Raw genomic sequence first — 14,747 nt, forward strand, 5'->3', positions numbered from 1 at the left:
TTGTGAGGAATTTCGATGTCGGATCAAGTCTTGTCTGCCCTGGCGCATTTTTTTTCGCGCTGGCAACGCGACGGTGAGGCGAGACGGGGTCTGCCCTTGTGTCAGTGGGAGCCGGATTGGCGCTCCCCTTGCGAGCTGAGTGAAGCCAATGGTGGGCTGGTCGCCTGGCGTCCCCATGCTCGCACTGACGCTGCCGACTTCACCGCCCTGGAGGGCGCCCTGGAGCTGGAACTGCACCCGAGTGCCAAGCTGTGGTTTGGCCACTGGTTCAGTCGTCCACTGCCATGTCTGTTCAAGGGGTTGAAGCTGGAGCTGATCCTACCCTGGAATGAACAGGATCTCGATCTGCTGCGCGAGAACCTGATAGGTCACCTGCTGATGCTGCGCAAGCTCAAGCGCTCCCCATCACTCTTTATTGCCACGACCCGCAACGAGATGACGCTCATCTCCCTGGATAACGAGACGGGGCAAGTGTGGCTGGAGTGGTTGGACAGTGGTCGCCGGTTGGTACTGGCCCCCTCTTTGCCGCACTTCTTGGCGAGGCTGGAGACCTTGCCGGACTAGCTGCGTCAAGTCGGTTTCAGTGCAAAGGGCGTCCCGGTAGACGCCCTTCGTGTTTGGGGAGAAGGAGCATGGGGCGCGCAGCCCTGCCCGGGCGCGCAACCTGCTAATCCTTGAAGTCCCAGGAGATATTGGAGATCAGCCGACAGGGCTGGCACTGGAAGTCGAAGATCTCGTGCAGGGGGGTCGGCAGGGCCCAGTCACCACCACAGCCGGGGCAGGGGCGAGTGCGCTCCTCCGGGGCACTCAGGCCGCCGACGCGGTAGAGATAGTAATAGACGGGGATGCCGGTCAGGGCTTCGAGCCGCTTGCACAAGTCAGTGCCACGCCGAGCCAGGCGGCTGCCGGGATCGCCAATCTCGTGCAGTGCCACATGTTCGGCAATAGATCCATTCATCTGCAGCTGATCGCACGCTTCCCAATCTTCCTGCCACTTGATGATCTGCTTCTGATCGCCATTGGCGATGGCGGGCAGCCGATAGAGGGGCACGGGGGCGAAGTGATCGCCGCAGCGCAGGGGGGAGCAACTGTGCAGGAAGCTGGTGTAGAGCAGTAACCAGCTCGGTCGTCCGCAAGGGTCGGTGCCATCTGAGAGCAGATCGGCTCCCAGCAGCTGTAGCTTGGGGGCGAGCAGGCCTGCCTGGTGCAGGCCTTGTTCGGCCAGGACAACCTGTTCACTCTGGTTATCCGGGTGCAGGCTATCTTGCTCCGGGCAGACCACCCGGCTGACGAAGTGGCCTTGCTGCATGCTGGTGGGAAACTCCCGGCCCAGGATCTGACCCTGATAGCGCAGCATGTCCAGATAATTGACGATGGCGCGCTCGGCGTCGCCGAGGGAAGTATCGCGGTAGCATTCGAAAGTCAGTTCGAGAATATACATGGAGAGAGCTGGGCCTGATTTAGCGGGGCTGGGTCATGAGGGCAAGCAGACGATCCAGCTTCTGTTCGAGTCTGTCGAGCTGGGCGGCGAGGCTCTGCACGCTGGGCTCATGGGGCAGGGGCTCTTGGTGGGGTTGTGGCCCCTCATGCCTGTCATGGGGCGCTGGCTCGTCCTGTTGCTCTTTGAGTTGTGCCTGCTTCCACTGACTGAGGCTCTTGAGCAGCTCGGCCATGGGCACGGCCTGGCTCAGGCGCGCTTTGACCATGGCGGTGGTGGGAGTGATGCCGCGGGCTTTGAGCTCGCTGGCAATCTGGTGGATCTCGGCGGATGACATTGGGCTTCCTCTGGTTCTCTCTCACGGGCAGGCACCTGCTTGGCGGCGCTGGGCGGCCAGAGCTTACCCTGACTGCGCCTTGCCGAACAGGGGCCTCACTGGCGCAGCAGTACATCGAGTTGATCTATGGTCTCGCTCCAGGCGGCGTCATCGCGCAGGGATTCCCGCAGGAATTGGGCCTGAGAGGCGTTCCAGAACGGTGCCTCGCTCAGTTCCATCTCTTTTTGCAGGCTATGGCTGTCGATGAAGTGACGCAGGCTGGCCGCATCATTGGCCAGTCCCAGCTGGGCAAAGAGGGTAGGCATGTCATGTACCATGGGGTCCATCGTCTTTCTCCTTGAATGAAACCCCTAAATTATAGACAGCCCGCCTCCCTTCCTGGTCCTTGGTCGTCCAATGGGCCGTGCTCAGCGCCAGTCATCCGGCACTTGTCACCGCCACAAGCCCCTGGCCCGGGTGGTCATGTTATCCACCGCCGGGCAGCCGGTGCGGCGGGATCTCAACCCCTGCCACGTTGAGCCCCTGCATGGTGAGGGTGCCAAGATAGTGACTCTCCCCATCGCTGCTGAATTCAAACTCGTAGCAGGTGAGCAGGCGCAGCGGCCGGTGGGCAAGCCGCCTGTGGCTGCGCGCCACCGACAGCAGTTGCAACTCATGCTGCTGGCAGTAGCGCCTCAGGTATTGCCAGGCCAGCTCGGCCTGGCGCCGCTGGTGCCAAAACGCGCTGGCCAGACAGACCAGCAGCATGATCCAGAGCATTTCTTCCATGGACGGGCTCCTTGAGGCCGGGTCAGTTGGCGTTGAACAGGCGACCGATGGCGCGGCTCAGCGCCTCGCTGCGATCCGGACTGCGCAGGATGGCGAGTACCTGGGGACGCAGCAGTGGCAGGGTAACCAGCTCGGCGAAGACCTGATTGAAGAAGGGGGTCGGCTGGTCAGCGAGTCGTTCCAGGAAGAGATCGAGCAGGGGACCCTGTTGCAGATCCGGCCAGAGCCGTCCGGCGATGGCGAGCAACAGACTGGGGCTGGGCTGGGTTTCCAGCAGAGTCAGCAACTTGTTGGTGCGAGCCTGGTTAGTGGCACTGGCGGCGAAGGCGCGACACAGATAGGCCAGGGTCTCGGGATCCGGGGAGGCGCACTCCTGCTCCTTGCCAAGGCGCTCAAGCAAGGCTCCTTGCAGCGCAGGGGGCAGGGCGGCACTCTCCAGGCTCTGGCACAGGGCGTGGAGCGGCTCATCGGGCAGGCGCGCCATGGCCTTGCACACCAGCGCCAGATTGCTCTCTTGCTGCAAGCGCTCGGCGAAGTCGGCAAAGCCCTGCAGGCCGAGCTGTTGCCAGCCATCCTGCCCGGGTGCTGCCAGATAGTGGCACAGCGCCTGATAATAACTGGAGGGGGCCTGCTCGAGCTGGCATCCCAGCTTGGCGTGCAGACTGGCCATCTTGGCTTCGGCCGGGCGGAAGGTGTAAGGGTTGTCTGCCAGTCGCTTGGCGGTGGCATCGTCCAGATCGCCGGTGAGTTTGTAGCCCAGGGTCTCGGCGACCAGATCCATGAAATGCTTGGGGCCGGCCGAGATGAGCAGGCCGCGCTCATCGAGGGCAAACTTGAGGAACCAGAGGTAATGTTTCTCTTCGGTCGCTTGAAAGAAATGCACCCCCAGCCAGGCGTGTTGCTGCAACGGCCAGGGGTAGGGAATGGCCTGCTGCTCGATGCGCACAAACTCGGCGCTGTCGAGGGGGCGGACCTGGCGGCCCAGATCAAACAGCTGGAATTGCGTCTCGGCCTGGGTCAGGAAGTCGGTCAGGGTATGGATGGCGGTCATGGCATGGGATGGCTGATGGGTCATGGCCCCGATTATAAGGAGCCAGCTTCAGATAGCCAGCGGTGAGGGAGTGAGGGCTTGCGGCCCCCTGCCTAAGCCCGGTGAGATTGTGTATAGTGGCGCCCCTTTCGATACGCCCTATGAACAGTGTGGTGCTTTGCATCCACCGGGTGATTCATGACGACAAAGGGGAGCCGGTGCAACGAGCCCGGTTGGCAGAGATAGTGAGGAGTTGATGATGAACAAGTATCTGTTAGTGGCTGGCCTGCTAGGCGAGCTGAGCGCCGAGTTGCAGCGTTTGGATCGCTGGCAGCTGGACAATCCGGGTGAAGAGGCGTTGGCCAGCACACTGCCATTTTGCGTCGATACCCTGAGTTTTGATCAATGGTTGCAGTTCGTGCTGATCCCGCGCATGGAGCAGCTGGTGCTACTACAGGCGCCCTTGCCAAGCAGCGTCTCTCTCTATCCCATGGCGAGCGAGAGCTATAAGGAGGAGCTGGCGGAGGTGACTGACTTGCTGCGGCTCATCGCCCGTTTCGATCTGCTGCTCTCAGGCAAAGTGGTGGAGCAGTGACTTGCCCCTCATTCCCTGGGGATGAGCTGAGACCCACAGGGGCAGATGCTGGGGAGGGTGATAGTGCACTGCACCACAGCTCATCCTTGGACTCATTGCCAGCCGATGAGCAACAGCTGGATGAACTGAGGCCGACCCTGCTCTATCAGGATGAGTGGTTGGTGGCGGTCAACAAACCCTCGGGACTGCTGGTGCACCGCAGCTGGCTCGACAAGGGCGAGACCCGCTTCGCCATGCAGATGACCCGGGATCTCATCGGTGGCCGTCATGTCTACCCGGTACATCGGCTCGACAGACCCACCTCGGGTGTGCTGCTCTTTGCCCTGAGTCCTGAGGTGGCACGCAGCCTGACCGAGGCCTTCAGTGGGCGACGGGTACACAAAGAGTATCTGGCGCTGGTGCGCGGCTGGGCTCCCGAGCAGGGACTGATTGACTATCCGCTCAAAGAGCAGCTGGACAAGATAGCCGATGCCCTCGCTACCCGAGACAAACCCGCCCAGGAGGCGGTGACCAGCTTCAGGCGTCTGCATCAGGTCGAACTGCCCCATGCGGTTTCCAAGCAGCATGCCACCAGCCGTTACAGCCTGGTGCGACTCTTCCCCCATACGGGACGCAAGCATCAACTGCGCCGTCACATGGAGCACCTCTTCCACCCCATGGTCGGGGATACCACCCATGGGGATGGTCGCCACAATCGCTTCTTCCGGGAACATTTTGGCTGCCAGCGCCTGTTGCTGGTGGCGCGTACCCTCAGCTTCGAGCACCCCGTGCTCAAGGTACCCATGCGTATTCAGGCCCCGCTGGGTGCCGAGTTGTTGACGCTATTTGGCAAGCTGGGCTGGCCAGCCAGCGAGAGTGACTACTGAGGGGAATCGGCTTAACACCAGTCAAATCAGTGTATTGATCTCTTGACCTGTCCCCCGGATGCTCGCTGTGGCATGCTGAAACCATTCCCAACGCGAGGAGGCAAGATGGCACAGATAGATATCGTAGTGGGCAGCGTCTATGGCGCCGCCTTCCTGGTCGCCGAGACCCTGATGGATGAACTGACGGGCCAAGGGCATGAGTGCAACCTGCATGAAGAGGCCCGCCTCGAGGACATCTCGCCGACCCGTTTCCTGCTGCTCGTCTCGGCAACCACAGGGCAGGGGGATGTGCCCCCCAATCTGGAAGCCTTCGCCGCCGATCTGAAAGACAGGGCGCCCTATATGAAGGGGCTCAATTACGCAGTGATCGCCATGGGTGACAGCAGTTATGAGTACTTCTGCGGCGCGGGTCGTCAGCTCGACACCTTGCTGCTGGAATTGGGGGCCCAGCCTTTGCAGCCCAGACTGGAAATTGATGCGACTGTGGTCGATGAACCTGAAGTGGTCGCACTGGCCTGGCTAAGAGAGTGGCAGGGGCAACTCCAGTGAATTGACCGATTAATGCACTCTCATCGCTATTTATAATCGATAACACGGGCCCTCCATATTGGGCCCGTTATTTTTCCTGCATCCCTTCCTCACACACACATTTATTTCCTTCCCCCATCATGATTAATTAGAGCTCTTACTCTTAAACAGGGTGCAGATAAAAGAGTGGCGTGCTGACAAGTCGCAAATTTAAAAGTTCCTCATTGAAAGCGATTTCAGTCATGTTTTTGTCATTGTTTTGATGGCTTATTACTTATTGTTCGATGCAAATTAATTGATGACACCGTTTTCAGATTGTGTCTGCGTGGTCATTCTTCGGTTTAATGGGTGAGTTGTTGCCATTTTATGGCTTCGTAGAGGCGTTATTAGCCCACTGGGGTAATTGGGCGCTATTTGTCCCTGTTTTGTGAATTGGCTCATGTTTGTCCCCATATCGCCTACCTATAATCGACCCCGGTTATCACCGAAACGTTTTTATGGTGATAGGAAGTTAAACCTAAGGATCACACACTCCTCAGCGGGAAATAAGGAAAATGAAAATGAAAGCAAAGTGGCTCCCGATCGCTGCAGCAGTTACCGCAGCCCTGGCTTCTCAAGCCGCCTTCGCCGTTGATTTCCACGGCTACTTCCGTTCCGGTGTCGGCATCTCCGAAGATGGCGACATGCAGACCTTCGACAAACAGAAAGTCGGTCGTCTGGGTAACGAGAACGAAACCTATGGCGAAGTACAACTGGGCCAGGAAGTTTATAACAAGGATGGCAAGTCCTTCTATGTCGACTCCATGGTGGCCATGGTCACCAACCAGTCCAATGACTTCGAAGGTACTGGCACCAGCTGTAATTTCGACACCAAGCAGTGTGAAGATGACGCCACTTTTGCCCTTCGTCAGTTCAACGTCCAGGCCAAGGGCGTGCTGGGCTTTGCCCCGGAAGCCACCCTGTGGGCCGGTAAGCGTTACTACCAGCGTCACGACATCCACATCTCCGATTTCTACTACTGGGATGTGTCCGGTCCTGGTGCCGGGATTGAGAACATCCAGGCCGGCCCGGGCAAACTGTCCCTGGCCTGGACGCGCAGCGATGCCGGTGAGCTGAACAACAACATACTGGACGTGCGTTACGCCGGTATCCCGCTGTGGAGCGATGCTTCCCTGGAAGTGGGCGCTGACTATGCCATCGCCAACCCCACCGACGATCAGGACAAGCTCGATGGCGACATCAAAGATGGTGTCATGCTGACGGCTGAACTGACTCAGAACATGTTGGGCGGTTTCAACAAAACCACGCTGCAGTATATGAGCGACAGCTATGCCACCCTGCCGATTTACTACGGCGCCGGTAACTGGACCAGTCAGGATGGTGCCAGCGGTGACGGCTTCCGCATCATCAACTGGGGCGTACTGCCGATCGGTGACAAGGTCGAGTTTGGTCACCAGCTGGTTTATGGTCAGTCCAACGACGTGACCATCAACGGTGTGACTGGTTCTGATGCCGATACCTTCTCTGCCGTGATCCGTCCCATGTACAAGTGGGATGACATCCAGAAGACCATTCTGGAGCTGGGCTACTATCATGACACTCAGGACGTCCGCGATCAGGACAGCCAGGACCGCAACGGTCAGAAGTACACCATTGCCCAGGCTTGGTCTGCCGGTCCCAGCTTCTGGGCCCGTCCGGAGATTCGCGTGTTCGCTTCCTACCTGAAGTCCGGTGGCGATAACGGCCAGACTTTCAATGGCAGCAACAACGATGACAACACCTGGAACTTCGGTGTCCAAGCGGAAGCTTGGTGGTAAGCCCGACTTTCAGTTAAGTTAGTGACTGCCCCCACTTGGGGGCAGTTTCGTTTCGCCGGGTAACGGCCACCGGATAAGAGGGATAATAAGAATGACGCTGGTAAAGATGTCGATTGCCGCCGCAGTGACCGTCTGGTTGACCGGTTGTGCGGGTAATATGGGCGTGCCCTTGCAAGAGCATGCGGCCGTTCTGGACAATGCCGATCAGGCCAAGCAGGCCCTGTCGCAGGCCAGCAACTGCTGTGCCGGTTTCAATGAGTTCCAATATGCCAATCTGCCGGAAGGGGAGACGCTGCTTAGCCTGGATGGCAAGCAACCCAGCTACCGTTTCGATGAAGGCATGAGCTATTTTGCCGCTTATCGTCTGCCCAAAGACACGGGTAACCTCTACATTCGCTTGGCCTCACAGGTTGGCAAAACTGTGCTGCAACCCAAGGTTGTCATGCTGGATGCCAATTTCAAGGTAACCCGTGTACTGGGTGAGTCTGTGTTCTCCTATCAGCCAGCTCACCTGATGGATGCCGATCGCATCGAGGGCAAGGTGTTTGTCGATCGCAGCATGCCGGGCAATCCCGCGAGCGAAACCTATATGGTGGTCTATGCACCGGCAGATCAGTTGAGTGGTTCCACCACCATCTTGCACCCTGCCAAAGCCTTTGCCCGGGCCAACAACACAGTCGAACCCGATATCAAGGATCCGGTGATCCCTCACTCCCCTTGGGGACTGGTACAGATAGTGGTCACCGACATGGCCAAGGCACAGGGTATTGAGGCCGTGTTCACACCAGAATATGCCGATAAAGTTGCCATGAGTCAGGCCAAGCCGGCCACCACGGCAGTCGTTGCCACTGGCGCGACGGCAACCGCTGTAGCTGCGACGGCGCCAAGCAAACCCGCGCCAGCCATGCTGAGCGAGACAGAGGCGTTCTATCAGTCTCAGATCGAGAAAGCGGTCAAGGCTGGCGATATCGATAAAGCGATGCAATTGGTCAGTGAAGCCGAGCGGGGCGGTTCTAGCCGAGCCAAGTCAGTATTCGTTGATGCGGTGAAAAAATCCCAAAAATAATAACGGATTTTTATCCTTCACTATATTTATCAGGCCTCCATTGTCGGGGGCCTTTTTAATGGTTATATTGTTTCTACACAAGATGATTAAGTGGTTACATTGAGTTACGTTTCGTTTCCTTTTATTACGGTTGGCAGTATTTAGATGCAATCTGAAACGGCACTTTTCATCGAATTGAAATATAGTAGTGTTGCCAAATTTTAACCAGAAAACGACGTTAAAGACTTATTTAAATCATCTTGTGATCTCCTCTCCAAATTTCCTATCTGCTAATTCCAGAGTAAAGAATTTCCCTTTTCTCTGAGTTATATTGTTCTCGTCAAAATAAAAACACCCGATCTCCCTTTTCCGGTTAGCTTTCATACCCGTGATAGGCTTAACTTCGAATGGGTCCGTTAGGGAACAATCATTCAGGAGTACACACATGTTACAAAACGCATTCTCCAACCTGCAGAAAGTCGGTAAGGCGCTGATGCTGCCTGTCTCGGTCTTGCCTGTTGCAGGTATCTTGCTGGGGGTGGGTGCCGCCCACTTTAGCTGGATGCCCGAAATCGTCTCCCAGTTGATGGAGCAAGCCGGTGGTTCAGTGTTTGGCCAGATGGCCCTGCTGTTCGCCGTGGGTGTTGCCCTTGGTTTCACCAACAATGATGGCGTTTCCGGCCTGTCAGCCATCGTCGGCTACGGCATCATGACGGCAACCTTGTCGGTGATGGCACCGGTGATGGGGGTCGACAAGATCGACACCGGTGTACTGGGGGGTATCCTCGCCGGTGGTGTGGCTGCCTGGGCCTTCAACCGTTTCTACAAGATCCAGCTGCCAGAGTATCTGGGCTTCTTCGCCGGCAAGCGCGCCGTGCCCATCATCACTGGTTTCGTCTCCATCGGTCTGGGTGTGATCCTGTCGGTGATTTGGCCACCGGTTGGCGGAGCCATTGCTGCCTTCTCCGATTGGGCTGCCAACCAGAACCCGGTACTGGCCTTCGGTATCTACGGCGTGGTTGAACGCTCCCTGATCCCGTTCGGTCTGCACCACATCTGGAACGTGCCCTTCTTCTATCAGGCGGGTACCTGTGTCAACGCTGCCGGTGAAACCGTACATGGCATCATGACCTGCTTCCTGACTGCTAACGACGCGACTCGCGCCGCTGGCAACGGCTTCGGTCAACTGGCCGGTGGCTACCTGTTCAAGATGTTCGGTCTGCCTGCTGCTGCGTTTGCCATTGCACACTCTGCCAAGCCGGAAAACCGCGCCAAGATCGTCGGTATCATGGCTTCTGCCGCCCTGACCTCTTTCCTGACCGGTATTACTGAGCCAATCGAATTCTCCTTCCTGTTCGTAGCGCCCGTACTGTACGCCATCCACGCATTGCTGGCGGGTCTGGCTTATGTGCTGACCAACTCCTTGGGCATTGTCCACGGTCATACCTTCTCCAACGGTTTCATCGACTTCGTGGTGCAATCCCCCAATGCCCAGAAGATGTGGCTGCTGGTGGGTCTGGGCTTGGTCTATGCCGCGCTCTACTACGTGGTGTTCACCGTTGTCATCCGTGCCATGAACCTGAAAACCCCGGGTCGTGAAGACGAAACCGTGGAAGTGAATGCCGTCCAAAGTAAAGACGATATGTCTGCTGCTCTGGTTGCCGCTTTCGGTGGTAAAGATAACATCGCCTCCCTGGACGCCTGTATCACTCGCCTGCGGGTGGGTGTGAAAGAGGTCGCCAAGGTTGACCAGGCTGGCCTGAAGAAGCTGGGTGCTGCCGGTGTGGTCGTTGCTGGCTCTGGTGTACAAGCCATCTTCGGTACCAAGTCTGACAACCTGAAAACCGACATGGATATCTGGATGAAGAGCAACTAATCCGCTTGCTTGAAAGACAGAGATGAAAAGGGAGGCGCCAGCCTCCCTTTTCTATTGCGGCCGCTGAGTGCCTGCGCTGGCAGGGAGGCGAGCCTGGCTTGCATGACAGCTTGTGATGGAATGGCTGTGCCCCTTGTATCAGGCGGCTGAACGACGAGGCGAGAGGTTTTTTACACCCCAATAGCAAGGGCGCCATCAGGCGCCCTTGCTATTGGTGCGGCGCTGGCCGCTATCAGAGTTTCTCGAGATCTTTCTCTATCTCGCTGATCTTGTTGGCCACCACTTTCTCCAGGTGGCGCAGATCCCGCAGTATCTTCTGTTTGATATCAGGGTCGGCCTGGCTATGGACCCCCTGGGTCAGACTGTCGAGTTCATCCACCACATACTTGAGGTTGGCATTGATCTCGGTGACATCCTTGTACTGGTGGGTACCAGAGTCGACCAAAATGGTTTTGCGTTGCCGGGGGTATTTGAACTTGACGCTCTTGGCGAAGAACTCTCCTTTCAGCTTCTTGAAGTAGATCTTGAGGATGTCGTGGTTCGCTTCCTGACGGAGGGTGTAACTGTCCACTGCCGCGGGATCCTGGATCCCCAAACTCTTCAGATTCTCGTACATTCGACTATTTCCTTGGCTTAAAACCGTCTCGCCCACCCATGATAACCGAGAAAGCGCGACAGGCCTGTGACTGGGGCGCCAAAATAAAAAGAGGTCCGTACGAACACTTTTTCAGAAGGAGGGCGTAGGGGCTGGCATCATCGATGACGATCCGATCCCATCGGGGCAAGATAACAACAAAACAGGCGCCATAAGGCGCCTGTTTTGCATTCAATGACTCATCACTCGTCGATGGAGCGCAGCAGGGCATTGATACCCACCTTGGCGCGGGTCTTGGCATCGACCTTCTTGACGATGACCGCCGCATAGAGGCTGTACTTGCCACATTTGGAGGGCAGGGAGCCGGAGACGACCACTGAACCTGCCGGGACGCGGCCATAGTGGATTTCGCCGGTTTCACGGTCATAGATACGGGTGGATTGGCCGATGAAGACGCCCATGGAGATGACGGAGCCTTCCTCGACGATCACACCTTCCACCACTTCGGAGCGGGCACCGATGAAGCAGTTGTCTTCGATGATGGTCGGGTTGGCCTGCAGTGGCTCCAGCACGCCGCCGATGCCGACGCCGCCGGAGAGGTGGACGTTCTTGCCAATCTGAGCACAGGAGCCGACGGTGGCCCAGGTATCGACCATGGTGCCTTCATCGACGAAGGCGCCGATGTTGACGTAGGAGGGCATCAGCACGGTATTGGGCGCGATGAAGGAGCCTTTGCGGGCGGTGGCCGGCGGCACGACGCGCACACCGGCTGCCTTGAACTGCTCGGCAGTAAAATCGGAGAACTTGAGCGGAACCTTGTCAAAGTACTGGGCGTCGTCGCCCTTGATGATGCCGTTGTCATTGATGCGGAAGTAGAGCAGCACCGCTTTCTTCAGCCACTGGTGGACGACCCACTCGCCAGCAATCTTCTCGGCGACCCGCGCCTTGCCGCTGTCCAGCAACTCGATGGCCTGCAAAATGGCGGCCTTGGTGGCGCCATCAACGGAGCCTGGGGTGATGGTGTCGCGGCGCTCGAAGGCCGACTCAATGATCTGTTGCAACTCGGTCATGATGGGGTTCCTTTAAAAAATTCCGTTTGTTGTATCACACTTTTCCCGCCGGTTTTAAGGGGGAGGGTCGATTTCTTCGTCCAGCAAGCGGTCGGGACTGGCTGGTCAGGGTGTCCCGACGGTCTGCGAGCGTCACTGGGTTCAGCTTTCTTGCTCCTGGGGGTTGAGCTGATGGACCAGCTTCTCCTCCAGACTGAGCTGTTCGGCCTGGGTCAGCGGCTCGCCGTCGCGATTGGTCAGGCTGAAGAAATCCTCTACCCGCTCGCCTATGGTGGTGATCTTGGCGGCATGCAGACTGAGGCCGCACTGTTGGAAAACCGCCCCTATCCGGGCCAGCAACCCCGGGGTATCCAGCGCCGTCAGCTCCAGCAGGGTGTGGCGGTTCTCTCCCTTGTGGGGCAAGAACACCACCCGGGTCGGCACCATGAACTGGCGATGACGGCGGGACAGGGGTTTGTTGCGCAGCACCAGCTTGCCCGGTTCTTGCAGTGCCTTCTCCAGCGCCTTGCGGATGGTGGCGGTGCGGTTGGGGCTGATGGGTTCGCCATTGGGCTCCAGCACGATGAAGGTGTCGAGCACATAGCCACTGCGCGAGCTCATGATCTGGGCGTCGTGGATGTTGAGGTTCTTCTGATCCAGTGCCGAGGCGACGGTGGCAAACAGATTCGGGGTGTCGCGGCAATAGATGAACACTTCGCTGCCGCCTCGGGTCGGGTGTTTGCCTATGGTGACCAGCGGCGTCTCGCCTGCACCCTCCTGTTCGAGAATGTGACGGCTGTGCCAGGCGATCTGCTCCGGACTGTGGCGCAGGAAGTAGTCCGCCTTGAAGTCGCTCCACAGCGCCGTGATGGAGGCATCGTCCAGATGACGCTGACTGAGCAGCTGGCGCGCCTGGCGCTGGTTCTCACGGATACGCAGCCGGATATCGGGCGGGTTTTCCAATCCCTGACGCAGCGCCTTCTGAGTGGTGAAATAGAGCTCGCGCAGCAGGGTACCTTTCCAGTCGTTCCAGAGACTGTCGTTGGTGGCGCAAATATCGGCCACGGTCAGGCAGTAGAGCAAGTCCAGGTGCTGCTCATCGCGCACCTTCTGGGCGAAATCGGTCACCACCTCGGGATCGTGAATGTCCCGGCGCTGGGCGGTGACCGACATCAGCAGGTGATGACGCACCAGCCAGGCGACCAGGCGGCTCTCGTAACGATCCAGCCCGTGCAGCTGGCAGAACTCCAGGGCATCGACGGCACCGAGCTCGGAGTGATCCCCGCGCCGTCCCTTGGCGATGTCGTGGAACAGGGCGGCGATACAGAGCAGCTCGGGTTTGCGCAGCCGGTTCACTATCTCATGGCAGAGCGGATGGGTCTGGCGGCTGGCCGACGTGGGGAAGTGATGAATGTTGTTGAGCAGGCGATGGGTGTGCTCATCGACCGTGTAGGCGTGGAACATGTCGAACTGCATCTGGCCGACGATGAGGTTCCACTGAGGCAGATAGGCTGCCAGTATGCCGTACTTGTGCATCAGGGTGAGCGGCTGGCCTATGCCGTTGGGGTGGCGCAGCAGCGCCATGAACAGGCGGCGGCACTCGGGGATATCTTGCAGCCAGCAGTCGAGCTTGCGCCGCGCCTCACGCAGCTGACGCAGGGTCGCCGAGTGAATGCCGGCTATCTCGGGGTGCTGGGCTATCTGGTAGAAGAGCCGCAATATGGCGGCGGGATCGCGACCAAACAGCTCGGCGTCCACGGCATCGATAAGCCGGCCACGGAGCTGGAACTCGTCGCTGATCCGGCGCACGTCCATGGCGGTATTGCCGAGGATCGCCTCATCAAACAGCTGTAGCAGCATCTCGTTGAGCTCGGACACCCGCCGTACCGTCTGATAGAAGCGCTTCATCATCTGCTCGACCGATCGGTTGCCTTCCCCCTCGAAACCCAGCATCTCGGCGACGGTGCGCTGCCGGTCGAACAGCAAGCGGTTGTCACCTCTGTTGATGGCCATGTGCAGGGCGAAGCGCACCTTCCACAGGAAGTTCTGGCAGTCGAGCAGCTCACGGTACTCGGCGCGATTGAGGAAACCGTGGCTGGTCATCTCATAGAGGGTGGTGGCGCCGAAATGGCGACGGGCAACCCAGGCCAGGGTCTGGATGTCGCGCAGCCCCCCCGGGTTGCTCTTGAGATCGGGTTCGAGCTTGTAGGCGGTGCCGAGGAACTGCTGGTGACGCTGGGCCTGCTCGGCGCGCTTGGCGCGAAAGAAATCTTCGCTCGGCCAGAACACCTCGGGGCGGGTGGCCTGTTGGAGCGTCTCGAATCCGCCGAGGTTGCCCGTGATATGGCGCGCCTCGATGAGGTTGGTGGCGACCGTGATGTCGGCCAATCCCTGTTCGATGCACTCGGCCACGTTGCGTACCGACTGACCCACTTCCAGCTTCAGATCCCACAGCAAGGTGATGAACTCACCGATGCGCAGCCCCAGGGCCTCGTCGAGCTGCCCCCCCTCATAGAGAATGAGCAGGTCGATATCGGAGTGGGGATGCAACTCGCCACGGCCATAGCCGCCCACGGCGATGAGCGTGAGGTGCGTCTCCTGATCGAAGCCGAACTTGTGCCACAGCCGGGTGAGCAGCTGATCCATGTACAAGGAGCGGGTCGCCACCAGTTCGATGATGTTGTCGCCAGCATCGAAGCGGGCGTGCAACCAGCCGAGAAAACGGCTCAGGTACTCTTTGCAGTTATCCCGGCTGAGGTCATCATCGGGCAGCAGATGGGGGGAAAGCAGGCTGGCGTCCATG

15 protein-coding genes are annotated in these 14,747 nt (G+C 58.6%); 7 read left to right on the forward strand and 8 right to left on the reverse strand.

What is annotated here, in order from left to right:
• The first annotated feature begins 15 nt into the window (after positions 1–15).
• Positions 16–564, forward strand: a complete 549-nt coding sequence (syd, locus tag M2367_RS01180) for a SecY-interacting protein (protein WP_259235543.1) — start codon at positions 16–18, stop codon at positions 562–564.
• A gap of 103 nt (positions 565–667) precedes the next feature.
• Here the strand turns inward: syd and M2367_RS01185 are convergent, their stop codons facing one another.
• The 5 genes from M2367_RS01185 to M2367_RS01205 all read right to left on the reverse strand — a co-directional run bounded on the left by M2367_RS01185 (position 668) and on the right by M2367_RS01205 (position 3,594).
• On the reverse strand, positions 668–1,441 hold the full coding sequence (locus M2367_RS01185) for a Zn-ribbon-containing protein (protein ID WP_259235544.1): 774 nt from the start codon (positions 1,439–1,441) through the stop codon (positions 668–670).
• A gap of 19 nt (positions 1,442–1,460) precedes the next feature.
• Entirely contained in the window at positions 1,461–1,775 is a 315-nt protein-coding gene (locus tag M2367_RS01190) for a hypothetical protein (protein ID WP_224431043.1), read from the reverse strand.
• 95 nt (positions 1,776–1,870) lie between these two features.
• The gene (locus M2367_RS01195) at positions 1,871–2,101 is read right to left on the reverse strand and encodes a DUF2789 domain-containing protein (RefSeq protein WP_042040772.1); all 231 of its coding nucleotides are present in this window, start codon (positions 2,099–2,101) and stop codon (positions 1,871–1,873) included.
• Positions 2,102–2,240: 139 nt separating this feature from the next.
• Positions 2,241–2,543 carry a DUF3301 domain-containing protein gene (locus M2367_RS01200; RefSeq protein ID WP_042040771.1) on the reverse strand — a complete coding sequence of 101 codons (303 nt, stop codon included), beginning with the start codon at positions 2,541–2,543 and terminating at the stop codon, positions 2,241–2,243.
• A 22-nt stretch (positions 2,544–2,565) separates the two neighbouring features.
• Complete coding sequence (locus M2367_RS01205) at positions 2,566–3,594, reverse strand: DUF3549 family protein (protein WP_259235829.1); 1,029 nt, start codon at positions 3,592–3,594, stop codon at positions 2,566–2,568.
• Between the two features lie 238 nt (positions 3,595–3,832).
• Here M2367_RS01205 and M2367_RS01210 point away from each other — a divergent pair, with 238 nt between their 5' ends.
• The 6 genes from M2367_RS01210 (at position 3,833) to ptsG (ending at position 10,300) form a co-directional block, all read left to right on the forward strand.
• The gene (locus M2367_RS01210; RefSeq protein ID WP_042040770.1) at positions 3,833–4,168 is read left to right on the forward strand and encodes a YqcC family protein; all 336 of its coding nucleotides are present in this window, start codon (positions 3,833–3,835) and stop codon (positions 4,166–4,168) included.
• Positions 4,169–4,263: 95 nt separating this feature from the next.
• On the forward strand, positions 4,264–5,034 hold the full coding sequence (gene truC, locus M2367_RS01215; RefSeq protein ID WP_259235830.1) for a tRNA pseudouridine(65) synthase TruC: 771 nt from the start codon (positions 4,264–4,266) through the stop codon (positions 5,032–5,034).
• A 105-nt stretch (positions 5,035–5,139) separates the two neighbouring features.
• The gene (locus M2367_RS01220; RefSeq protein WP_259235545.1) at positions 5,140–5,583 is read left to right on the forward strand and encodes a flavodoxin; all 444 of its coding nucleotides are present in this window, start codon (positions 5,140–5,142) and stop codon (positions 5,581–5,583) included.
• 539 nt (positions 5,584–6,122) lie between these two features.
• A complete protein-coding gene (locus tag M2367_RS01225; RefSeq protein ID WP_310504049.1) occupies positions 6,123–7,379 on the forward strand; it encodes a maltoporin in 1,257 nt (418 codons plus the stop codon).
• A gap of 91 nt (positions 7,380–7,470) precedes the next feature.
• Positions 7,471–8,445, forward strand: a complete 975-nt coding sequence (locus tag M2367_RS01230; protein ID WP_042040767.1) for a MalM family protein — start codon at positions 7,471–7,473, stop codon at positions 8,443–8,445.
• Positions 8,446–8,869: 424 nt separating this feature from the next.
• A complete protein-coding gene (ptsG, locus tag M2367_RS01235) occupies positions 8,870–10,300 on the forward strand; it encodes a PTS glucose transporter subunit IIBC (RefSeq protein WP_259235546.1) in 1,431 nt (476 codons plus the stop codon).
• Positions 10,301–10,532: 232 nt separating this feature from the next.
• On the opposite strand, the gene M2367_RS01240 is transcribed toward ptsG, so the two are convergent.
• The 3 genes from M2367_RS01240 to glnD form a co-directional block, all read right to left on the reverse strand.
• Positions 10,533–10,916: a DUF3461 family protein gene (locus tag M2367_RS01240; protein ID WP_042040764.1), complete on the reverse strand. Its 384-nt coding sequence runs from the start codon at positions 10,914–10,916 to the stop codon at positions 10,533–10,535.
• A gap of 221 nt (positions 10,917–11,137) precedes the next feature.
• A complete protein-coding gene (dapD, locus tag M2367_RS01245; RefSeq protein WP_224431038.1) occupies positions 11,138–11,965 on the reverse strand; it encodes a 2,3,4,5-tetrahydropyridine-2,6-dicarboxylate N-succinyltransferase in 828 nt (275 codons plus the stop codon).
• 141 nt (positions 11,966–12,106) lie between these two features.
• The gene (gene glnD, locus M2367_RS01250) at positions 12,107–14,746 is read right to left on the reverse strand and encodes a bifunctional uridylyltransferase/uridylyl-removing protein GlnD (RefSeq protein ID WP_042040762.1); all 2,640 of its coding nucleotides are present in this window, start codon (positions 14,744–14,746) and stop codon (positions 12,107–12,109) included.
• Between the last annotated feature and the right edge of the window lies 1 nt (position 14,747).

The sequence above is a fragment of the Aeromonas sp. BIGb0445 genome, assembly GCF_024809075.1.
Taxonomy (GTDB): domain Bacteria; phylum Pseudomonadota; class Gammaproteobacteria; order Enterobacterales; family Aeromonadaceae; genus Aeromonas; species Aeromonas rivuli.